This window comes from Streptomyces caelestis (assembly GCF_001279005.1).
GTDB classification, from domain to species: Bacteria; Actinomycetota; Actinomycetes; order Streptomycetales; family Streptomycetaceae; genus Streptomyces; species Streptomyces heliomycini.
Genome location: NZ_LGCN01000228.1, coordinates 1 through 20502 on the forward strand (window position 1 = coordinate 1; position 20502 = coordinate 20502).

A 20502-nucleotide genomic window follows, 5' to 3' on the forward strand; every position below is an offset into this window, starting at 1 on the left:
CACCCCACAGGGGCCACCCGCACCCGACGACGAAAGCAGCACGGGTGGTGCGGGCGGGAACGAAACCCCGGCCGAAGGCGAAGCCGAGGCCGACCCCGACCCCGAGCCCGAGCCGGAAACCACGGTCGAGCCGGTGACCGAGCAGCCCGCCGTCCCCACCACCCTCACCACCGCCCACAAGGCAGCCGGCGCCACCCTCGAGCACCACGACCTCACCGGCACCCGCGCCAAGGTCTACCTCGTCCTCGACCGCTCCGCGAGCATGCGCCCGTACTACAAGGACGGCTCCGCCCAGGCCCTCGCCGAGCAGACCCTCGCCCTCGCCGCCCACCTCGACACCGAGGCCACCCTCCACGTCACGTTCTTCTCCACCGAACTGGACGGCACCGGCGAGCTGACCCTCACCGACCACGAGAACAAGATCGACGAGCTGCACGCCGGCCTCGGCCGCATGGGCCGTACCAGCTACCACGCGGCCGTCGAGGCCGTCCTCGCACGGCACGCCGAGGAGCCGGCCGGCACCCCCGCCCTGGTGGTCTTCCAGACGGACGGCGCACCGGACGCCAAGACCCCCGCCACCCAGGCCCTCACCGACGCGGCGAAGAACCACCCCGCCGTCTTCTTCTCCTTCGTCGCCTTCGGCGAGCACGACAACAAGGCCTTCGACTACCTCCGCAAGCTGAAGACGGGGAACACCTCCTTCTTCCACGCGGGCCCCACCCCCCTCGAGCTCACCGACAAGGAGCTCTACGAGGGCGTACTGGCGGCCTGGCGCCCGTAGGACCGGTCCCGCCGTCCAGGGCCGCCCCTTCCCGGCACGTAAAACGGGAAGCGGGCGGTCCTGCCGTTTCGGCTAGGATTTCAAGGTTCGTAGACGACCCGACAACCGACGATCGTCACCACGTACCGACCCGGGAGCAGCCCGCGATGGCTCGACATCTCATCACCAGCGCCCTTCCGTACATCAACGGGATCAAGCACCTGGGCAATATGGTGGGATCGATGCTCCCGGCGGACGTCTACTCCCGCTATCTCCGTCAGCGCGGTCACGAGGTCCTCTACATCTGCGCGACCGACGAGCACGGCACCCCCGCCGAGCTCGCCGCCAAGGAGCAGGGCGTCGCGGTCGACGAGTTCTGCGCCCAGGCGCACCACGCCCAGAAGACGGTCTACGACGGCTTCAGCCTGGCCTTCGACTACTTCGGACGCAGTTCCTCGCCGCAGAACCACGAGATCACGCAGGAGATCGCGCGGGAGCTGAAGGCGAACGGGTTCATCGAGGAGCGGTCGATCCGCCAGGTGTACTCGAACGCCGACGCCCGTTTCCTGCCCGACCGCTACATCATCGGCACCTGCCCGCACTGCGGCTACGACAAGGCCCGCGGCGACCAGTGCGAGAACTGCACCCGTGTCCTGGATCCGACGGACCTGATCGACGCCCGCTCGGCGATCAGCGGCAGCAGCGACCTCGAGGTCCGTGAGACCAAGCACCTCTTCCTCCTCCAGTCGGTCCTCGCCGGTGAGGTCGAGGCCTGGGTCGACGAGCGGGCCGACGACTGGCCCGTCCTCGCCTCCTCCATCGCGCGCAAGTGGCTCACGGAGGGGCTGCACGACCGGGCGATCACCCGTGACCTGGACTGGGGCGTGCCGGTCCCGGCGGACACCTGGCCGGACCTGGCCGCCGAGGGCAAGGTCTTCTACGTCTGGTTCGACGCCCCGATCGAGTACATCGGCGCCACGAAGGAGTGGGCGGACCAGGACCCGGAGAACCGCGACTGGCGTTCCTGGTGGTGGGAGTCGGACGCCGACGTTCACTACACGCAGTTCATGGGCAAGGACAACGTCCCCTTCCACAGCGTGATGTTCCCTGCGACCCTGCTGGGCACCCGCTCGCCGTGGAAGAAGGTCGACGTCATCAAGGCCTTCAACTGGCTGAACTACTACGGCGGGAAGTTCTCCACCTCACAGCGGCGCGGCGTCTTCACGCACGACGCGCTGGAGATCCTGCCCGCCGATTACTGGCGCTACTTCATGATGGCCAACGCCCCCGAGTCGGACGACTCGTCCTTCACGTGGGAGCACTTCACGGCCACCGTGAACAAAGATCTGGCGGACACGCTCGGCAACTTCGTCAACCGCGTCCTGTCCTTCTCCCGCAAGCGCTTCGGCGACGAGGTCCCGGCGGGCGCCGAGCCCGGTGAGGCGGAGTCGAGGCTCGGAGCGGAGATCGCCCGTCTCCTCGCCGAGTACGAGGAGCACATGGAGGCCATCCAGTTCCGCAAGGCGGCGGCGGCGCTGCGCGCCCTGTGGTCGGCCGGCAACTCCTATCTGGAGGAGAAGGCCCCCTGGCTGGAGATCAAGACGAACAAGGAGGGCGCGGCCCTCACGCTCCGCACGGCGATGAACCTCATCCACCTCTACGCGGTGGTCTCCGAGCCCTTCATTCCGGCCTCCGCGGCGGCGATGCGGTCGGCCTTCGCCCTGAAGGACGACACCGCGACCTGGGTGACCCCGGAGGAGGCCCGCGCCCTCACCGCCGTCCCGGCCGGTACGCCCTTCACGGTCCCCCAGGTCCTCTTCGCGAAAATCACCGAAGAGGACCTGGAGACCTACCGGGAGCGCTTCGGCGGCTCCGACCAGTAACGGTCGAACCACCCTCGCCGGCCTCACGGCCCAGGAGGCCGACAGACGCATCACGTACGTCCAGAGGCCCGGAAACGGCATGTTTCCGGGCCTCTGGGCAGTTGAAAGGATCAGCTTCCCGACGCGTGCGCCACGAAGTCGGCCCACGCCTGGCGCGCAAGCGCAAGCTGAGGGCCGCCTATGTGCTTGGAATCGCGGACGCGCACCACGCCAGGGGCCGTGGCGATCTCGATGCAGTCATTGCCGTCGCCACTGCTGCTGTAGCTGCTCTTGAACCAGACCAGCGCAGAAGCGTCGTGGCCGGTGGAGGTGCTGGTCATGTCTCTCCAAGCATCTGTTCGATGAGGGCCCGCGACTCTCGGGGCGTGAGAGCCTGCGCCCGGATCATGCCATAGCGCAGTTCAAGGATCCTGAGCTGCTTCGGGTCGGACACGGGGCGACCGCTGAACGCGCCCTCGGTGCGCCCCACCCCCGTGCCGTCCGGAAACTTGAGCACCTCGATCAGTCCGCCCGTGCCGAAGTGATCCTCGCAGTCAGTCGGCATCACCTGAATCGAGACGTTCCGCAACTGCCCAAGCTCCAAAAGGCGTTCGAGCTGCCGCCGCCAAACCATTCTGCCCCCGACCGGGCGCCGCAGCGTCACCTCTTCCTGGACAAAACTCAGCGTCGGCGCCGGTGACCGCTCGAAGATCGAACGGCGGGCCATCCGCGCGGCCACCATGCGCTCCGTTTCCTCATCCGAGTAGGCGGGAAGCCACGCTTCGAAGAGCGCCCGCATGTGCTCCTCGGTCTGCAACAGACCGTGGATGTTGTGGTTGCTGTACAGCGCAGCCTCAACCGCCTGCGCCTCCAGCTTCTCCAGCGCCCGAACACTCTTCGGGTACCGGACCTTCCGCACGTCCTCCCACGCCGCCGCGATGAGCCCGCCCGCGTCCAACACCTCGTCGGCCCTGCTCAGATACTCCTGTCGGGGAATCCGCTTCCCGCCCTCGATCTTGTAGACCAGGTCGTCCCCGTACTTGACCGCCGCCGCGAAGTCGACGACCCGCATGCCCATCGCCTCCCGCCGCAGCCTCAACTGCCGCCCCACCGTGGTGAGAACGGCCACCCCCCACTCGTCCTCCGGGTCCACCTCCCACCCCGGCTCGTCCTCCTCGGTCCCGGTCCGGAGCCGTACCGCCTCGCCGTCCACCGACATGCCGCACCCCTCTGTCGTACCGCCGTGCTGTGCAACGCCCTTACTCGTAGGCCGGTTTTTCCGACGGTTCGGACAGCGGCCGGCAAGCACCGATAGTCACCCTACGTACCGGTTCCGTCACTGTTCACGGTAAGCACGTCCGGCCACCGTTCCTAGTCAGTGAGCAGGAGTGAGTCTTGGACCCGGACCTGCGCATCTGGCGCATCCCGAACGGTTGTGGATGCACTGGTTGCCCGCGTTCGCTCCGCGTCCGGCGGCACGGATCGGGTCCGTGGTCCGGGAACGCGGGGGCGGGGTCCCTCACGCCCGGGAGTCTCCGGTCCGGCCTGGGCGGTCCGATGCCCGTGCACATCGCTCCGGTGTGCACGGGGCGGTGCCGCCCGACGCCGGAGGGGATGGCCCTGGGCGCGTCGTCCGATCGCGATGCTCGCCGCATCGTGCCGGGTGGTGGTGCGGGTGGGGCTGGTCAGGGGTTTCTGCCAGTGCTGGGCACCCCATTTGGAGGTGTAGGCGGGGTCGACGGCGATGACGGCGATGCCAGTGGCGTCGGCCATGGAGGTCAGGCGGGCGCGGAGCCGGCCGGTGGCCGAGGGCGCGGCACGACGCGCCGTCGAGGACGTCCTGGACATCCTGGAGGTGCGCGGCATCGACATCCCCGACGCGGTCCGGGAACGCGTCACCGGCTGCGGCGACCCCGAGATCCTGCGCCACTGGCACCGTCGTGCCGTCACGGCCCCGACGGCCGCGGAGATCTTCGAGGACGAGTAGTCACGGCTGCCGGAAGGGCCTCTCCACGCCGCCTGCCGGGGATGCACGTCCTCTCGGACCGTCCGGCGGACGCCGTGCGGTGTGGGTGCGCGAGGGCCGGGGGCTCGTGGTCTCCCGGCCCTCGCGCGTCTCGGGTGCTACTGGAGCACGCCCGCCCCCGTCGTCGTCGCCAGCGACGTCGGCAGGTCGCCCGCCGAGGCCTCCAGGCCCGCCGTGAGGGCCGGGGTCCAGTTGACCGTGGTCTTCAGGTCCTTGGACGAGGCGGCGTTGTAGGCGGCGACGAGGTCGGTCACCGTGCCGTTGACCATGTTGCCGCCGCCCGCGATCGCCCCGGTTCCGTCACCGCTGAGGACCTTGGCGGCCTTCGCGCCGGACGGCAGCTTCCAGTAGTTGTTCTCCGCGACGACCTGGGCCTTGGCGCGGGAGTTGATGCTGTACTGCGGCGCGTACCCGTTGAGGGGCGTGACGTCGTAGTAGTTGTTGTAGATGTGAATCTGGCCGATGCGGGCCAGCGGGGCACGCTGCATGATGCCCTTCCACACGTTGTGGTGGAGGGAGACGCGCAGCTTGCCGACGCTGTCGGTGTCGCTGCTGCCGATCAGCATCGTCTTGTCGTGGTTGGTGAACTGGTTGCGCGAGACGGTCACCAGGTCGGAACCCTTGGTGATGTCGAGGGCGCCGTCATGGATCTGGTACTCGCGACCGAAGTACTTCGGGTTGGCGTTGTCGAAGTGCGGCGCGTCGGTGAACGTGTTGTGGTCCGCCCACACGTGGGTCGCCCCGCGCAGGGACACCGAGTCGTAGTTGGAGTTCCAGTTGCCGTCGTCGCCGTCGGTCGGGTCCCACTGGGGGAAGCAGTCCTCGGTGGCGGCGAAGGTCAGGTTGCGGACGATGACGTTGTCCACGTTCTGGATCTGGAGCATGGCCCCGGTGAGGCCCGCGTTCGTGCCGGGCACGCCCACGATCGTCGTGTTGGCGGGGACCTTGAGGACGATGTTCTTGCCCTGCTTGGCCTGGGCGGCGGCGCGTGCCTTCTCCTGGGTGCCGGAGGGCAGCTTGGAGCGGCCGTAGGTGGCCGGGTCGTAGGCCTTGAGGTAGGCCGACAGCGAGTAGCCGGTGCCGGAGGCGTAGTCGGCGCAGGTCAGCTTCTTGCCGCTGTCATCGGTGTTGGCGTCGATCATGCCGCTGACCTTGATGATGCGGGGCGTGGTGTCGGACGCCGAGCCCAGTGCCTTCACGAGCTGCGCGCGGGTGGAGACGGTGAAGGTGTGGGCGGCGTCGGCCTTCGCGCCACCGGTGGTGCCCGTACCGGAGGACGCCCAGCCGTCCTTCGCGGCGAGCGTCTGGTGGTACAGGTCGACGGTCCCGGCATTGGCGTTCATCACGAAGGCACCGGCGCCGACGCCGGCGGCCACGACGGCCGCGCAGACGACGGCGGCACGACGGGAGCGGAGGGACCGGCGGTGGGAACGAGCAGCCACGGGGCTTCCTTACGGGGGAGAAACGGGGTTACGCCCTGTCAGTGGCCGCCGCCCGGCGAAGGGTTGCCGCGTGCGGAGATTTTTCCTCCCCTCCGCCTCCACGGTGCCCCACTCGGTTCCGCTCACCCCAGCTCACCGCGGGCGGCGAGTGCGGTGCGTCGGCGCCGCCGGGGACAGTGGACGTGGGGGTGTCCCGTCCGCCGGGTCGACGGGCGCCGAGGGCGCGGTCCTCTTCCCGCGTCCCGTGGAGACGCCGGCCGCGTAACGCGCTCGCTACAGCAGCGGCCCGGGGAAGGGCGAGCCCTTCTCCCGGGCGCCTCGCCTTGCGAGGATCGCGTGAAGGCGGCCGAGGCCCGGCCGTCATCACTCACGTGGGGGACCCGTCCATGGCACTCTTCGGCAACGCGCACACCGTCGACCCGGCCCAGGCGCAACAGGACTACGCCCGTCTGCTGGGCCACGGCGAGCAGGTGCACGCCGCGTTCCTGCTGATCCGCGACACCATCCTGTTCACCGACCGCCGCCTGATCATGGTCGACAAGCAGGGCATCACCGGCAAGAAGGTGGAGTACCACTCCGTCCCGTACCGCAGCATCACCCACTTCGCGGTGGAGACCGCCGGCACCTTCGACCTCGACGCCGAGCTGAAGATCTGGATCTCCGGCTCCCCCACCCCGGTGGAGAAGACCTTCACCAAGGGCGTCGACATCTACGAGGTCCAGGCCATCCTCACCCAGTTCGTGGCCCGCTGACTCGATCGGGTGATCGTTTCACATATGCCCGGCGCATAGACCATGAGCGCACCAGGCTTGCGCTCATGGTCACAGCGACACACGAGGCCTCCCACCGACTCTTCCAGGAGCATCCGGAGGCCCTCGCCCCCGTCTTCGAGGCACTGGGCCTGCCGCCGCCCGCGAAGACGGACTTCCACGAGCTCTCCACCGACGTCACCGAGATCCGTCCCGTGGAGCGCCGCGCGGACACGGTCCTCAAGTTCGAGCCCGACATGGGTGAGCACTTCGTCCTGGCCGTGGAAGCCCAGACGAAGAAGGACCCGGACAAAGCGAAGAACTGGTCGTACTACGTCGCGTACCTGCACGCGAAGTACGACCTGCCCGTACTGCTGGTCGTGGTCTGCCGCGACCGGTCCACCGCGTCCTGGGCGATGGGCCCCTTCGAATGCGCCGTCGATCCCTGGACGACCCAGGTCACCCGCCCGTTCGTGCTCGGCCCACAGACCGTGCCGGTGGTGACCGACGAGGCGGTGGTGGTCCGGCAACCGGCCCTGGCGGCCCTCTCGGCCATCGTGCACAGCGAAAGCCGGAGGGCGGCCGCCATACTGGAGACGGTCGCCCGCGGGCTCATGTCCTTTGAGCCCGACGTCACGAAGTACTGGTTCGAAGTGGTGGAAGTCGGTCTGGAGTCCACGCCGAGCAGGGAAAACTGGAGGAAGCTGATGCAGAACGTCGTCACCCACTTCCCGGGACACAGGACCCTCTTCGAGGAGAAGTACCTGAAGGGCGTGGCCGAGGGCAAAGCCGAGGGCAAGGCCGAGGACATCCTGCGCGTCCTGTCGGTACGTGGGCTCACGGTCTCCGACGACGACCGCGAACGCATCACCACCTGCACCGACCTCGAAGCGCTCACCACCTGGTTCGACCGCTCTTTGACGGCCATCACGACCGAGGACCTCTTCGCCGAGGAGCAGTCGGCTTCCTGAGCGGCACAACGGTGAAGGGGCCTGGAACCGGTGTCGACACCGGTTCCAGGCCCCTTCACTGCTGCCGGGGTTACTTCGGCTGCGGCTTGCGCACCGTCAGGTGCAGCTCCTTCAGCCGGGCCTCCTCCAGCTCCGTCGGCGCGCCCATCATCAGGTCCTGGGCGTTGCCGTTGAGCGGGAAGGCGATGGTCTCGCGGATGTTGGGCTCGTCGGCGAGGAGCATGACGATGCGGTCCACGCCGGGTGCGATGCCGCCGTGCGGCGGGGCGCCGAAGCGGAACGCGCGGAGCATGCCGGCGAACTTCTCCTCGACCGTCTCACGGTCGTAGCCCGCGATCTCGAACGCCTTGAGCATGATCTCCGGCTCGTGGTTCCGGATCGCGCCCGAGGACAGCTCGACGCCGTTGCAGACGATGTCGTACTGCCAGCCGAGGACGTCCAGCGGGTCCTGGGTCTCCAGGGCCTCCAGGCCGCCCTGCGGCATCGAGAACGGGTTGTGCGAGAAGTCGATCGCGCCGGTGTCCGGGTCCTTCTCGTACATCGGGAAGTCGACGATCCAGCAGAAGCGGAAGACGTCCTCCTCGAAGTGGCCGGCGCGCTTGGCGGCCTCGACCCGCACCGCGCCCATGATCTTCGAGACCTCGTCGAACTCGCCCGCGCCGAAGAACACCGCGTGACCGGGGGCCAGCGCGAGACGCTTGGTCAGCTCGGCGACGTTCTCCTCGGTGAGGAACTTCGCGATCGGACCGGTCAGCGAGCCGTCCTCGCCGACGCGCACCCACGCCAGGCCCTTCGCGCCCTGGGAGACCGCGTAGTCGCCGAGCTGGTCGAAGAACTTGCGGGGCTGGCCGGAGACGTCCGGCACCGGCAGCGCGCGCACGTGCTTGCCGGCGAACGCCTTGAACTCCGAGCCCTCGAAGACGTCCGTGATGTCGACGAGCTCCAGCTGCGCGCGCAGGTCCGGCTTGTCGGAGCCGTACTTGAGCATCGCCTCGCGGAACGGGATCCGCGGGAACGGCGACGTCACGTGACGGCCGTTGCCGAACTCCTCGAACAGCTCGGTCATGAGCTTCTCGATCGGCCGGAAGACGTCCTCCTGCTCGACGAAGCTCATCTCGACGTCGAGCTGGTAGAACTCGCCCGGCGAGCGGTCCGCGCGGGCGTCCTCGTCGCGGAAGCAGGGCGCGATCTGGAAGTAGCGGTCGAAGCCGGAGATCATCAGCAGCTGCTTGAACTGCTGCGGCGCCTGCGGCAGCGCGTAGAACTTGCCGGGGTTCAGGCGGGACGGGACCACGAAGTCGCGAGCGCCCTCGGGGGAGGTGGCGCTCAGGATCGGGGTCGCCATCTCGTTGAAGCCCAGCGCCGTCATCTTCTGGCGGATCGCCGAGATGACCGACGTGCGCAGCAGGATGTTGCGGTGCATGCGCTCGCGGCGCAGGTCCAGGAAGCGGTACTCCAGGCGCCGCTCCTCGTTGACGCCGTCCTCGGCGTTGATGGTGAAGGGGAGCGGGGCGGCGGCGCCCAGCACCTCGACCGTGGAGACCTCGACCTCGACCTCACCGGTCGGCAGCTCGGCGTTGACGTTCTCCGCACCGCGCGAGACGACCTCGCCGTCGATACGGACCACCGTCTCCTTGGAGAGCTTGTCCAGCGCGTCGTAGGCCTCGGTGCCCGGGCGGGCCACGAGCTGCGTGATGCCGTAGTGATCGCGCAGATCGATGAAGAGGATGCCGCCCAGGTCGCGCCGATTGTGCAGCCAGCCACTCAGCCGGACGTCGGTGCCGACGTCAGAGGCGCGGAGCTCGCCGCAGGTGTGGGACCTGTACCGATGCATCGTCGTTCATCCAGCCTTCGCGGATCGGGGTCGTTGTTTCACGTGAAACTCCCCCAAGCCTACCGGCCGGCCCGAGATCGCTTCTCCGTCGTCACGGGCCGGACGAGGTGGCAGTTTTCGCCTCCTTCTTCATAAAGTGGTGCAATGCGCACTGGTGAGCCCCTGCCCGCCCTGGGGGACGTCCTCGCCGCCCTCGACACCGGACTGTGGCACTGGGACACCGCGACCGGGCTGGTCACGGTCGACGCCGTGGCGGCACGGCTGCTCGGACTGCCCGCGGCACAGGTCACCCTCACGGAGGCGCAGATCCGGGCCCGCCTGCACCCCGTCGACTGGAACGAGATCACCGGAGTGGTCCAGCTCGCCGTCGCCGAGGGCACCCTCGCCGAGGTGCGGATCCGGATCATGGACGACCGGAACCGGGTCGCCCGGGTGGTGCGCAGCCGCTCCAAGCCCTCCTTCGACCGCGCACGCAGGGCGTACGTCCTCACCGGCATCCTCCAGGAGGTCGCCGAGCCCCGGCCGGGCACGCCCGCCGCGCGCAGCGCGGTCACCGGCGACTGGCGGCGCTCCCGGGAGGCGTTCCTGCTGGACGCCGGCCGGGCGCTGGCGGAGGCCCGGTCGACACAGGAGGTGCTGCGGGTCGCGGCCAACCTCTCGATGCCGGGCTTCTCACCGGACGGCTTCGCCGTGTTCGGCGTGGAGGGCGACCACCTCACGGTCATCGGCCACCACGGACACGAGCCCGGGTCCGAGCGCCCGTTCACCACCATGTCGCTGAACACGGACTACCCGGGCGCCGAGGTGGTGCGCACGGGCCGCGCGGTCTACCTCTCCTCCCCGGAGCAGTACGCGGCCCGCTACCCGCTCACCTGGCCGCTCGCCCAGCCCTTCGGACGGCAGTCCTGGGCGTACCTGCCGCTGACCGTGTCCGGCCGCACCATGGGCGCCTGGCTGGCGACCTTCGCCTACCCGGTCGCCTTCACCCCCGACGAGCGGTCCGTGCTGACCACGGTCGCCCGGATGCTGGCGCAGGCGCTGTCCCGGGCGGGCACCGCCGAGAGCGAGCGGGCGCTGAGCGAGGACCTGCAGCGCACGATGCTGCCGAAGCTCGGCCCGGGCATCCCCGGCATGAGCGTCGCCGCCCGCTACATCCCCACCGGCGGCGGGCTCCAGGTCGGCGGCGACTGGTACGACGTCGTCCCTCTGCCCGGGGGCGCCTCCCGGACGAAGCCCGGGGGAGGGCGGTTCGCCCTGGTCATCGGGGACGTCCAGGGCCACGACGTACGGGCGGCGGGGCTGATGGGCCAGCTGCGGACGGCGCTGCGGGCGTACGCCTCGGAGGGGCACCGCCCCGACGCCGTCCTGTCCCGCGCCTCCCGCTTCCTGCACGGGATCGGCGAGGCGGACCCCGCCGAGCTCCGCTTCGCGACCTGTCTGTACGTCGAGGTCGACCCGGCGAGCGGGATGCTGGAGGCCGCCCGCGCCGGACACCCGGAACCGGTGATCCGCATGGCCGACAAAACGGTGCTGGCCCGGCCGACGGCGGGCGGACCGCCGCTGGGCGTCGACCCGGACGCCGACTACCCGACCACCCGCTTCGTCCTGGAGTCCGGCGAGACCATGCTGATCTGCACGGACGGGCTGATCGAGACCGGCGGCCACGACCTGGAGACCGGCTGGCGGCGGCTGCGCACCGTCCTCGAGGAACACGAGGGCGACCAGGAGGAACTGGCCGACGCCCTGGTGCAGGCGGTGCACGGCCCCTCCTCGCACCACACCACCGGCCCGCTCGCCGACCGCCGCGAGGACGACATCGCCATGATGCTGCTGTCCCGGCAGGGCGAGGGCGGCGACGCGCGGACGGACCCGACGGCGCCGCCGAGGCGACGCACGGCGCTGACGGTGGCACAGGACGAGCCCGAGCGGATCTCGGTGGCCCGGCAGCAACTGCGCGAGCTGCTGCACGACTGGCCCTCGCCGGACCAGGTGGACTCGGCGGTGCTGCTGCTGTCGGAGCTGCTCACCAACGTCCTCGTGCACACCGACACCGACGCCCTGCTGCTCGCCGAGGTCACCGGCGGGCGGGAGGGCCGCCGGATGCGCATCGAGGTCACCGACGCCGGCGACGACCTGCCGCACGTGCGCAGACCGGGCGAGCTGGCGTCCTCCGGACGCGGTCTGGTCCTGATCGAGCTCCTCGCCCACACCTGGGGCGTCGCCCCGCGCGGCAGGGGCAAGAGCATCTGGTTCGAGCTGTACGAGACGGAGGGGGCCCGCCCCGGCTGAACCGGTGGCTCAGCCGGCCGGGGGACCGCCGTGCCCGGGAAGCCGGCCGCCCGGCGGCACGTACCGCACCCGGCCCGCCGGGTCCGTCACCGGTGTGAACCCGGCGGCCCGCAGGAGGGCGGCGTACCTGGTCCGGTAGCGACGGCGGACGGCGAGTCCGCCGGGGACGAGGGCCATCACCGCCGCCCAGAAGACGACGGTGAGGACGACGGCCGTGGCACCCGAGCCGAGCAGCAGGCCGAGCGGCAGGGCCGGCGGGACGGCGGCGACGCCGGCGAGCAGGATCATCTGCCGGTCGGTGTACATCGTGCTGATGTCGAACGTGATGCGGGCCTTGAGGAGCTCGACCGCCTCGGGCGCGAGGCGCGGCAGCTCGCCGCCGTGGGCGGCCCTCGGATAGCGCGCCCGGTTGCGCGCGGCCCGCTCGCGGGCCGCGGGGCCGGGGTCGGGCACGATCACGACCAGGTACTGGTCGCCCTTCGGCCCGCCGCCCTGCCGTACGTCCGCGTACTGGTATCCGAACTCCTGGGCCATGGCGGCGAACCGGGCGAGCTTCGTCGTGGTCGGCATGGCGCAGGTGACCCGTACGGGCTCCCCGCTCTCCATCCGCCGCAGCATCTTCCGTACCCGGCGCTCGCTCATCGGTGCCCCGCCCTCCCCTCGGCAGACCGGCCGTGCACGGACATCGTCGTGTCCGTGCACGGCCGGGATCACTGCCTGACGCGGGCAGTCTTCAGGCGCCGTCGTTGCCGACCGCCGGTCCGCCCTCGGACATGCCGTGCACCGCCGGGACCGTGCCGAGCCGTCCCTTCTGGAAGTCCTCGAAGGCCTGCTGGAGCTCGTCGCGGGTGTTCATCACGAACGGGCCGTAGTGGGCCATCGGCTCCCGGATCGGCCGGCCGCCGAGGAGGACGACCTCCAGGTCCGGGGTGTGGGAGTCCTGCCTCTCGTCCGCGCGCACGGTCAGCGAGGAGCCGGCCCCGAAGACCGCCGTCTGACCCAGGTGGATCGGACGCCGCTCGGCGCCGACCGCGCCCCTGCCCGCCATGACGTACACCAGGCCGTTGAAGTCCTCCCGCCAGGGCAGGGTGATCTCCGCACCCGGAGCCAGCGTCGCGTGCACCATCGTGATCGGCGTGTGCGTGACGCCGGGGCCCTCGTGGCCGTCCAGCTCACCGGCGATGACCCGCAGCAGCGCGCCGCCGTCGGGGGAGGCGAGCAGCTGGACGCTGCCACCGCGGATGTCCTGGTAGCGCGGCGCCATCATCTTGTCCTTGGCGGGCAGGTTCACCCACAGCTGGAGCCCGTGGAAGAGCCCGCCGGAGACGACGAGCTGCTCCGGCGGCGCCTCGATGTGGAGCAGGCCGCTGCCGGCCGTCATCCACTGGGTGTCGCCGTTGGTGATGGTGCCGCCACCGCCGTGGGAGTCCTGGTGGTCGAAGACCCCGTCGATGATGTAGGTGACGGTCTCGAAGCCGCGGTGCGGGTGCCAGGGCGTTCCCTTCGGCTCTCCCGGCGCGTACTCCACCTCACCCATCTGGTCCATCATGATGAACGGGTCGAGGTGGCGGTAGTTGATCCCGGCGAACGCCCGGCGCACCGGGAAGCCCTCGCCCTCGAAACCGCTCGGCGCGGTCGTGACGGTGAGCACGGGACGTGCCACGGCGTCGGCGGGCGCGGTCACGCGGGGCAGCGTCAACGGGTTCTCGACGGTCACTGCAGGCATGTCGGTACCTCCTTGGGTACGCCCACTTTAGTTGAGCGTTGAACTTCTTGCCACTCCGAACGACGAAGGCCCGGAGGACATTCCCTCCGGGCCCGGCATGGGTATCGCACGTGCCAGCCGTCCGCGCGGCGACGGCTTCAGCCGTACATCCGGCGCATCGCGAACTCGACCATCTGCTCCACGGCCTTGGCGTCGAACACCATCCGGTGCTCGCCCTCCATGTCGAGCACGAAGCCGTACCCCGTGGGCAGCAGGTCGATCACCTCGGCGCCGGTGATCACGAAGTACTTGGACTCCTTGCCCGCGTACCGCCGCAGCTCCTTGAGCGAGGTGAACATCGGGATCACCGGCTGCTGGGTGTTGTGCAGGGCGAGGAATCCGGGGTTGTCCCCGCGCGGGCAGTAGACCTTGGAGGTGGCGAAGATCTGCTGGAAGTCCTCGGCCGCCATCTGCCCCGTGGTGAACGCGCGCACCGCGTCGGCGAGCGAGGGCGCGGACGGCTCCGGATACAGCGGCGCCTGCTGCCCGTACCCGCCCTGCATCTGCTGCTGCGGCGGGACGTAACCCTGCTGTGCCCCTGCGCTCTGGTCGTAGCCGTACATGCCGCACAGACTACTGATCCGGCGGGAGGGCTGGGTCACAGATGTCCGGATCGGGGTTGCTTCTTATTACCGGCGGGTAGCATCATCGGAGCTACTTGCCGGTACGTGAATCAGTTGCGAGGAGTCAGCGCCTCGCCGATACCTCTCTAACGGAGCCGTCGCCATGGGGCACTACAAGTCGAATCTCCGCGACATCGAGTTCAACCTCTTCGAAGTACTCGGGCGCGACAAGCTGTACGGCACGGGCCCGTTCGAGGAGATGGACGTCGAGACCGCGAAGAGCATCCTGGAGGAGCTCACCCGCCTCTCGGAGAACGAACTGGCGGAGTCCTTCACCGACGCCGACCGCAACCCCCCGGTCTTCGACCCGGAGACCAGCACCGCGCCGGTCCCGGCGTCCTTCAGGAAGAGCTACCAGGCCTTCATGGACTCGGAGTACTGGCGCCTGGGCCTGCCCGAGGAGATCGGCGGCACCACCGCCCCCCGCTCCCTCATCTGGGCCTACGCCGAGCTCATCCTCGGCGCCAACCCGGCGGTGTGGATGTACTCCTCCGGCCCCGCCTTCGCCGGCATCCTCTTCGAGGAGGGCAACGAGGTCCAGAAGCACATCGCGAAGTTCGCCACCGAGAAGCAGTGGGGCTCCACGATGGTGCTCACCGAGCCGGACGCCGGCTCGGACGTGGGCGCCGGCCGCACCAAGGCCGTGCGGCAGGAGGACGGCTCCTGGCACATCGAGGGCGTGAAGCGGTTCATCACCTCCGGTGAGCACGACATGTCGGAGAACATCCTCCACTACGTGCTGGCCCGTCCCGAGGGCGCCGGACCCGGCACCAAGGGCCTGTCCCTCTTCCTCGTCCCGAAGTACCTCTTCGACTTCGAGACCGGCGAGCTGGGCGAGCGCAACGGCGTCTACGCCACCAACGTCGAGCACAAGATGGGCCTGAAGGCCTCCAACACCTGCGAGATGACGTTCGGCGACAAGCACCCCGCCAAGGGCTGGCTGATCGGCGACAAGCACGACGGCATCCGCCAGATGTTCCGCATCATCGAGTTCGCCCGCATGATGGTCGGCACGAAGGCGATCTCCACGCTCTCCACCGGCTACCTCAACGCGCTGGAGTACGCCAAGGAGCGCGTCCAGGGTCCCGACCTGGCCGAATTCATGGACAAGTCGGCCCCCAAGGTCACCATCACGCACCACCCGGACGTCCGCCGCTCCCTCATGACGCAGAAGGCCTACGCGGAGGGCATGCGCGCCCTGGTGATGTACACCGCCTCCGTCCAGGACGCCATCCAGGTCAAGGAGGCGAACGGCGAGGACGCCTCCACCGAGCACGCGCTGAACGACCTGCTCCTGCCGATCGTCAAGGGCTACGGCTCCGAGAAGGCCTACGAGCAGCTCGCCCAGTCGCTGCAGACCTTCGGCGGCTCCGGCTTCCTGCAGGAGTACCCGATCGAGCAGTACATCCGGGACTCCAAGATCGACACCCTGTACGAGGGCACCACCGCCATCCAGGGCCAGGACTTCTTCTTCCGGAAGATCGTCCGCAACCAGGGCGCGGCGCTGAACTCGCTGGCCGAGGACATCAAGAAGTTCCTGGCGCTCGGCGAGGGCGGCGAGGAGCTCGGCGCGGCCCGCGAGCACCTGGCCAAGGCGGCCGTCGAGCTGGAGGCCGTCGTCGGCCTGATGCTCACCGACCTCGCGGCCACCGAGCAGGACGTCAAGAACATCTACAAGGTGGGCCTGAACACCACCCGCCTGCTGATGGCCTCCGGTGACGTGATCGTCGGCTACCTGCTCCTCAAGGGCGCGGCGGTCGCTGCCGAGAAGCTCCGGACCGCCTCCACCAAGGACGTGGCCTTCTACACCGGCAAGATCGCGGCGGCGAAGTTCTTCGCGGCCAACGTCCTGCCCGGCGTCACCCTGGCCCGCAAGGTCGCCGAGGGCGTCGAGCTGGACCTGATGGAACTGGACGAGGCGGCCTTCTGAGCCCTTCCGGGACCCCCCGGACCTCCCCGGACAGACCCCACGAGATCCAGCCGGACCCCGCCCGAGGGCCCGCTCCCGCGCAGGGAAGCGGGCCCTCGGCCTCGTTAAGGTGAACCCATGAGCGCTCCCTCCCGCTTCGACCGCGGCCACACCGACGACCTGATGTCCTTCCTGGCGGCGAGTCCCACGCCGTACCACGCCGTGGCGAACGCCGCCGAGCGGCTGGAGAAGGCGGGCTTCCGTCAGGTCGCGGAGACGGACGCCTGGGACGGGTCGGCGGGCGGCAGGTACGTGCTGCGCGGCGGCGCGATCATCGCCTGGTACGTCCCCGAGGGCGCGGACGCGCACACCCCCTTCCGGATCGTCGGCGCCCACACCGACTCGCCCAACCTGCGCGTCAAGCCCCGGCCCGACAGCGGGGCGCACGGCTGGCGCCAGCTGGCCGTGGAGATCTACGGCGGACCGCTGCTCAACTCCTGGCTCGACCGCGACCTGGGGCTGGCCGGCCGGCTGTCCCTGCGCGACGGCTCCACCCGCCTGGTCGACGTCGACCGTCCCCTGCTGCGGGTCCCCCAGCTCGCCGTCCACCTGGACCGCTCCGTCAACTCCGACGGCCTCAAGCTCGACAAGCAGCGGCACATGCAGCCGGTGTGGGGCCTGGGCGACGACGTGCGCGACGGCGACCTGATCGCCTTCCTGGAGGAGACCGCCGGCATCCCGTCCGGCGAGGTCACCGGCTGGGACCTGATGGTCCACTCCGTCGAACCGCCCGCCTACCTGGGCCGCGACCGCGAGCTGGTGGCGGGCCCGCGCATGGACAACCTGCTCTCCGTGCACGCCGGCACGGCCGCGCTCGCCGCGGTGGCCGGCAAGGGCTCCGGCCTCTCCCACATCCCCGTCCTCGCCGCCTTCGACCACGAGGAGAACGGCTCCCAGTCCGACAGCGGCGCGGACGGCCCGCTGCTCGGCGGCGTCCTGGAGCGTTCGGTGTTCGCGCGCGGGGGGTCGTACGAGGACCGGGCCCGCGCCTTCGCCGGCACCGTCTGCCTCTCCTCCGACACCGGTCACGCCGTGCACCCCAACTACGCGGAGCGGCACGACCCGACGCACCACCCGCGCGTCGACGGCGGCCCCCTCCTCAAGGTCAACGTCAACAACCGGTACGCCACGGACGGATTCGGCCGGGCGGTCTTCGCGGCGGCCTGCGAGAAGGCGGGCGTGCCGTTCCAGTCCTTCGTCTCCAACAACGCGATGCCGTGCGGCACCACCATCGGCCCGATCACGGCGGCCCGGCACGGCATCAGGACCGTCGACATCGGCGTGGCCATCCTGTCGATGCACAGCGCCCGCGAACTGTGCGGCGCGAAGGACCCGTTCCTGCTGGCGAACGCCCTCGTCGCGTTCCTCGACGGGTAGTCAACTGCCGTACGGCGCATGGGTGACGCCCGCCCGGGTACCCGGTCCGCACCGGAAACACCGGACAGGGAGGCGACACTCATGGGCCTCGGCGGATGCATCATCCTCATCGCCGTGGGAGCAATCCTCACGTTCGCGACCGACTGGGACATGCAGGGTGTCAACCTTGACCTGGTCGGCATCATCTTCATGATCGTCGGTCTGATCGGCGTCGCGACGTTCAGCAGCATCGCCCGGCGTCGGCGGGTCGTCGTACCCCCCGCCACCCCGGTCGTCGAAGACCCGGCACGTCCCCACACCCGCGACGGCTACAGCGACGGGTACGGGGTCTGACCGGACGGTCACCGCAGGACGGGGCGCGGGGGACGGATTCCCGCGCCCTCGCCGTGCCCGGAGGGCGTCAGCCCCTCGGGCTAGCGTCCGCGTCGTGGGGGCGGGCGCGGGGAAGGGCTGGCGGCATGAGATTCCTCGTACGCGACCGGATCCTCGGGATCGGGGACGACTACTGGATCGAGGACGACCGCGGGAACAAGGTCTTCCTCGTCGACGGCAAGGCCATGCGGCTGCGGGACACCTTCGAGCTGAAGGACACCGAGGGCCGCGTCCTCATCGACATCCGCCAGAAGATGTTCGCCCTGCGGGACACCATGGTGATCGAGCGCGGCGGGCAGCCGCTGGCGACCGTCCGGCGCAAACGGCTGTCGCTACTGCGCAACCACTACCGGGTGGCGCTGGCGGACGGCTGCACCGAACTGGACGTCAGCGGGCGGATCCTCGACCGGGAGTTCGCCGTCGAGTACGACGGCGAACTGCTCGCCGTGATCTCCCGGCGGCTGCTGAGCCTGCGGGACACCTACGCCGTCGACGTGGTGCGCGAGGACGCGGACCCGGCGCTGCTGATCGCGGTGGCGGTGTGCGTGATCAACCTGGCGGAGAAGGAGCGGGAGGACTAGCAGGCCCCGGTCAGCGGCGGGGGCGGTCCAGACCGAGGACGCGGTCCTTGAGGGCCGGGAAGCGTTCGCGGGTGCCCGCGACCGTCGCCGGGTCGAAGTCGACGGTGAGGACCTCCTCGCCGGGGCCCGCCTCCGCCAGGACCTCGCCCCAGGGATCCACCACGATCGAGTGACCCGCCTGCGGAACCCCGGCGTGCGTCCCGGCCGTTCCACACGCGAGGACGAACGCCTGGTTCTCCACCGCCCGCGCGCGGGCCAGCAGCGTCCAGTGGGACCGGCGGCGCTCCGGCCAGCCCGCCGGGACGACGAGGGTCTCGGCGCCGGCGTCGACGAGACCGCGGAAGAGTTCGGGGAAACGGAGGTCGTAGCAGGTCGCCACACCGACGACGGTCTGCGGCAGCCGGACCGTCACCAGCGCGTCGCCCGCCCCCATCAGCACGGCCTCGCCCTTGTCGAAGCCGAAGCGGTGGATCTTGCGGTAGGCGGCGGCGAGGTCGCCGGAGGGGGAGAGGACGAGCGAGGTGTTGTAGAGGGGACCGTCCGGGTCGCGCTCGGGGATCGACCCCGCGTGCAGCCACACGCCCGCGTCGCTCGCGGCCTTGGCCATCGCCTCGAAGGTCGGCCCTTCGAGCGGTTCCGCCTCGCCGCCGAACTCCTCGTACGCGAACGCACCTGTGGTCCACAGCTCCGGCAGCACGACGAGATCGGCCCCGGCCTGATCCCGTACCAGCCCGGCGACCCGGCGTCGGCGCGATGCGACCGGTTCGTCCTCGTTCACCGCGACTTGGAGCAAGGAAGCGCGCACACTACCACCGTCCTGGCATTCGACCCGCGCACACGGGCCTACGATCGTCACACGAAAGCACTGCCGGGGTGCCTCACAGCAGCGTAACTTAGCGTTTCGAGACACCCGCCGAGTGCAGCCACCGCCCACTGGCACCGCCGCCACAACCTGCCCGTGTACCGACCGCCGAGGGGTCCCGTTCCGTGAGCCTGCATCCCACCCTCCAGCCCTACGCCGACGCCTGGTCCCACTCCATCGAGGCGATATCCGAGCTGGTGCAGCCGCTCCCGGAGGCCGACTGGAACCGGCGGACACCGTGCCCGGGCTGGTCGGTCCGCGATGTCGTCTCGCACGTCATCGGCCTGGACTCCGAGATGTACGGCGACCCCCGCCCCATCCACACGCTGCCGCGCGACCTGTTCCACGTCACCAACGACCACCAGCGGTACATGGAGATGCAGGTCGACGTGCGCCGCCACCACACGGCGCCGGAGATGACCTCCGAGCTGGAGCTCATGATCATCCGCCGCAACCGCCAGCTGCGGAACGAGAACCGCGCCCCCGGCGCCACGGTGCGCGGCCCGCTCGGCACGGAGCTGACGCTGGAGGAGTCCATGCGCCGGCACGCCTTCGCCGTGTGGGCGCACGAGCAGGACCTGCGCGCGGCCCTCGGCCACCCCGGCAACCTCGACTCCCCCGGCGCGCACGTCGCCCGCGATGTGCTGCTCGACGAGCTGCCGCGCGTGGTCGCCGAACTCGCGCAGGCGCCGCGCAGCTCGGCCTTCGTCATCGACGTCCACGGCCCGGTGGAGTTCCTCCGCACGATCCGCGTCGACATCCAGGGCCGCGGCACCCTGGAGACGGCCCCGGCCCTCGGCCCGGTCGCCGGTCTCTCCCTCGACTGGGAGACCTACGTCCGTCTGGCCTGCGGCCGGGTGACGGCGGAAGCGGTGAAGGACAGGGTGAAGACGGAGGGCGACCCGGACCTGGCGGCGGCGATCCTGAGGTACTTCGCTGTGACGCCCTAGCCGCGGGCAGTCGTGCCTCCCCCAGTGCCTTGAGGCCTGGGGGAGGCACCCCGGGGCGGCACGGGTGGGC

The 20502-nt window shown here is 70.1% G+C and carries 19 protein-coding genes and 1 pseudogene; 11 read left to right on the top strand and 9 right to left on the bottom strand.

The window, feature by feature from the left end:
- Window positions 1-781, top strand: a 781-nt coding sequence (locus tag ADK41_RS28665; protein WP_159043993.1) for a VWA domain-containing protein, incomplete at its 5' end; no start/stop codon positions are given.
- Between the two features lie 146 nt (window positions 782-927).
- A complete protein-coding gene (gene metG / locus ADK41_RS28670; protein WP_030819914.1) occupies window positions 928-2643 on the top strand; it encodes a methionine--tRNA ligase in 1716 nt (571 codons plus the stop codon).
- A gap of 110 nt (window positions 2644-2753) precedes the next feature.
- On the opposite strand, the gene ADK41_RS28675 is transcribed toward metG, so the two are convergent.
- The 3 genes and pseudogenes from ADK41_RS28675 to ADK41_RS43530 all read right to left on the bottom strand — a co-directional run.
- The gene (locus ADK41_RS28675) at window positions 2754-2963 is read right to left on the bottom strand and encodes a DUF397 domain-containing protein (protein ID WP_030819916.1); all 210 of its coding nucleotides are present in this window, start codon (window positions 2961-2963) and stop codon (window positions 2754-2756) included.
- Window positions 2960-3841 carry a helix-turn-helix domain-containing protein gene (locus ADK41_RS28680; RefSeq protein WP_030819919.1) on the bottom strand — a complete coding sequence of 294 codons (882 nt, stop codon included), beginning with the start codon at window positions 3839-3841 and terminating at the stop codon, window positions 2960-2962. Before ADK41_RS28680 ends, ADK41_RS28675 begins: the two co-directional genes overlap by 4 nt.
- Before the next feature lie 152 nt (window positions 3842-3993).
- Window positions 3994-4425 (bottom strand): annotated as a pseudogene (locus ADK41_RS43530) (IS200/IS605 family accessory protein TnpB-related protein); the annotation flags it as partial.
- Between ADK41_RS43530 and ADK41_RS28685 the strand changes: the two are divergent.
- Entirely contained in the window at window positions 4367-4609 is a 243-nt protein-coding gene (locus ADK41_RS28685; RefSeq protein WP_167353490.1) for a hypothetical protein, read from the top strand. The pseudogene ADK41_RS43530 and the gene ADK41_RS28685 sit on opposite strands and share 59 nt — an antisense overlap.
- Before the next feature lie 137 nt (window positions 4610-4746).
- On the opposite strand, the gene ADK41_RS28690 is transcribed toward ADK41_RS28685, so the two are convergent.
- Window positions 4747-6090, bottom strand: a complete 1344-nt coding sequence (locus tag ADK41_RS28690) for a pectate lyase family protein (RefSeq protein WP_030819923.1) — start codon at window positions 6088-6090, stop codon at window positions 4747-4749.
- A gap of 386 nt (window positions 6091-6476) precedes the next feature.
- Between ADK41_RS28690 and ADK41_RS28695 the strand changes: the two genes are divergently transcribed.
- Complete coding sequence (locus ADK41_RS28695; RefSeq protein ID WP_030819926.1) at window positions 6477-6842, top strand: PH domain-containing protein; 366 nt, start codon at window positions 6477-6479, stop codon at window positions 6840-6842.
- A gap of 65 nt (window positions 6843-6907) precedes the next feature.
- Window positions 6908-7810 carry a hypothetical protein gene (locus ADK41_RS28700; protein WP_030819929.1) on the top strand — a complete coding sequence of 301 codons (903 nt, stop codon included), beginning with the start codon at window positions 6908-6910 and terminating at the stop codon, window positions 7808-7810.
- Window positions 7811-7880: 70 nt separating this feature from the next.
- Here ADK41_RS28700 and aspS read toward each other — a convergent pair whose 3' ends face one another.
- Window positions 7881-9644: an aspartate--tRNA ligase gene (aspS, locus tag ADK41_RS28705; RefSeq protein ID WP_030819932.1), complete on the bottom strand. Its 1764-nt coding sequence runs from the start codon at window positions 9642-9644 to the stop codon at window positions 7881-7883.
- A gap of 144 nt (window positions 9645-9788) precedes the next feature.
- Here aspS and ADK41_RS28710 point away from each other — a divergent pair, with 144 nt between their 5' ends.
- Window positions 9789-11933 carry a SpoIIE family protein phosphatase gene (locus tag ADK41_RS28710; protein ID WP_030819934.1) on the top strand — a complete coding sequence of 715 codons (2145 nt, stop codon included), beginning with the start codon at window positions 9789-9791 and terminating at the stop codon, window positions 11931-11933.
- A 9-nt stretch (window positions 11934-11942) separates the two neighbouring features.
- On the opposite strand, the gene ADK41_RS28715 is transcribed toward ADK41_RS28710, so the two are convergent.
- The 3 genes from ADK41_RS28715 to ADK41_RS28725 form a co-directional block, all read right to left on the bottom strand.
- Window positions 11943-12575, bottom strand: coding sequence for a hypothetical protein (locus tag ADK41_RS28715; RefSeq protein ID WP_051842940.1), 633 nt, complete (start codon window positions 12573-12575; stop codon window positions 11943-11945).
- Window positions 12576-12666: 91 nt separating this feature from the next.
- Entirely contained in the window at window positions 12667-13659 is a 993-nt protein-coding gene (locus ADK41_RS28720) for a pirin family protein (RefSeq protein ID WP_030819937.1), read from the bottom strand.
- Window positions 13660-13796: 137 nt separating this feature from the next.
- On the bottom strand, window positions 13797-14261 hold the full coding sequence (locus ADK41_RS28725) for an SseB family protein (RefSeq protein WP_030819938.1): 465 nt from the start codon (window positions 14259-14261) through the stop codon (window positions 13797-13799).
- A gap of 163 nt (window positions 14262-14424) precedes the next feature.
- On the opposite strand from ADK41_RS28725, the gene ADK41_RS28730 reads away from it, so the two are divergent.
- The 4 genes from ADK41_RS28730 (at window position 14425) to ADK41_RS28745 (ending at window position 18620) form a co-directional block, all read left to right on the top strand.
- On the top strand, window positions 14425-16251 hold the full coding sequence (locus tag ADK41_RS28730; protein WP_030819940.1) for an acyl-CoA dehydrogenase: 1827 nt from the start codon (window positions 14425-14427) through the stop codon (window positions 16249-16251).
- Window positions 16252-16368: 117 nt separating this feature from the next.
- A complete protein-coding gene (locus tag ADK41_RS28735; protein ID WP_030819942.1) occupies window positions 16369-17667 on the top strand; it encodes a M18 family aminopeptidase in 1299 nt (432 codons plus the stop codon).
- 81 nt (window positions 17668-17748) lie between these two features.
- The gene (locus tag ADK41_RS28740; protein WP_030819944.1) at window positions 17749-18000 is read left to right on the top strand and encodes a DUF6458 family protein; all 252 of its coding nucleotides are present in this window, start codon (window positions 17749-17751) and stop codon (window positions 17998-18000) included.
- A 125-nt stretch (window positions 18001-18125) separates the two neighbouring features.
- Window positions 18126-18620, top strand: coding sequence for an LURP-one-related/scramblase family protein (locus ADK41_RS28745; RefSeq protein ID WP_030819947.1), 495 nt, complete (start codon window positions 18126-18128; stop codon window positions 18618-18620).
- 10 nt (window positions 18621-18630) lie between these two features.
- On the opposite strand, the gene ADK41_RS28750 is transcribed toward ADK41_RS28745, so the two are convergent.
- Window positions 18631-19425, bottom strand: coding sequence for a carbon-nitrogen family hydrolase (locus ADK41_RS28750; RefSeq protein WP_030819949.1), 795 nt, complete (start codon window positions 19423-19425; stop codon window positions 18631-18633).
- A 182-nt stretch (window positions 19426-19607) separates the two neighbouring features.
- Here ADK41_RS28750 and ADK41_RS28755 point away from each other — a divergent pair, with 182 nt between their 5' ends.
- Window positions 19608-20432: a maleylpyruvate isomerase family mycothiol-dependent enzyme gene (locus tag ADK41_RS28755; protein WP_030819951.1), complete on the top strand. Its 825-nt coding sequence runs from the start codon at window positions 19608-19610 to the stop codon at window positions 20430-20432.
- Window positions 20433-20502: the final 70 nt, after the last annotated feature.

Bases quoted from the DNA above. Each gene is read 5' to 3' on its own strand.
- metG (WP_030819914.1), top strand. From the start codon at position 928: ATGGCTCGACATCTCATCACCAGCGCCCTTCCGTACATCAACGGGATC.
- ADK41_RS28675 (WP_030819916.1), bottom strand. From the start codon at position 2,963: ATGACCAGCACCTCCACCGGCCACGACGCTTCTGCGCTGGTCTGGTTC.
- ADK41_RS28680 (WP_030819919.1), bottom strand. From the start codon at position 3,841: ATGTCGGTGGACGGCGAGGCGGTACGGCTCCGGACCGGGACCGAGGAG.
- ADK41_RS28685 (WP_167353490.1), top strand. From the start codon at position 4,367: ATGACGGCGATGCCAGTGGCGTCGGCCATGGAGGTCAGGCGGGCGCGG.
- ADK41_RS28695 (WP_030819926.1), top strand. From the start codon at position 6,477: ATGGCACTCTTCGGCAACGCGCACACCGTCGACCCGGCCCAGGCGCAA.
- ADK41_RS28700 (WP_030819929.1), top strand. From the start codon at position 6,908: ATGGTCACAGCGACACACGAGGCCTCCCACCGACTCTTCCAGGAGCAT.
- aspS (WP_030819932.1), bottom strand. From the start codon at position 9,644: ATGCATCGGTACAGGTCCCACACCTGCGGCGAGCTCCGCGCCTCTGAC.
- ADK41_RS28710 (WP_030819934.1), top strand. From the start codon at position 9,789: ATGCGCACTGGTGAGCCCCTGCCCGCCCTGGGGGACGTCCTCGCCGCC.
- ADK41_RS28715 (WP_051842940.1), bottom strand. From the start codon at position 12,575: ATGAGCGAGCGCCGGGTACGGAAGATGCTGCGGCGGATGGAGAGCGGG.
- ADK41_RS28720 (WP_030819937.1), bottom strand. From the start codon at position 13,659: ATGCCTGCAGTGACCGTCGAGAACCCGTTGACGCTGCCCCGCGTGACC.
- ADK41_RS28725 (WP_030819938.1), bottom strand. From the start codon at position 14,261: ATGTACGGCTACGACCAGAGCGCAGGGGCACAGCAGGGTTACGTCCCG.
- ADK41_RS28730 (WP_030819940.1), top strand. From the start codon at position 14,425: ATGGGGCACTACAAGTCGAATCTCCGCGACATCGAGTTCAACCTCTTC.
- ADK41_RS28735 (WP_030819942.1), top strand. From the start codon at position 16,369: ATGAGCGCTCCCTCCCGCTTCGACCGCGGCCACACCGACGACCTGATG.
- ADK41_RS28740 (WP_030819944.1), top strand. From the start codon at position 17,749: ATGGGCCTCGGCGGATGCATCATCCTCATCGCCGTGGGAGCAATCCTC.
- ADK41_RS28745 (WP_030819947.1), top strand. From the start codon at position 18,126: ATGAGATTCCTCGTACGCGACCGGATCCTCGGGATCGGGGACGACTAC.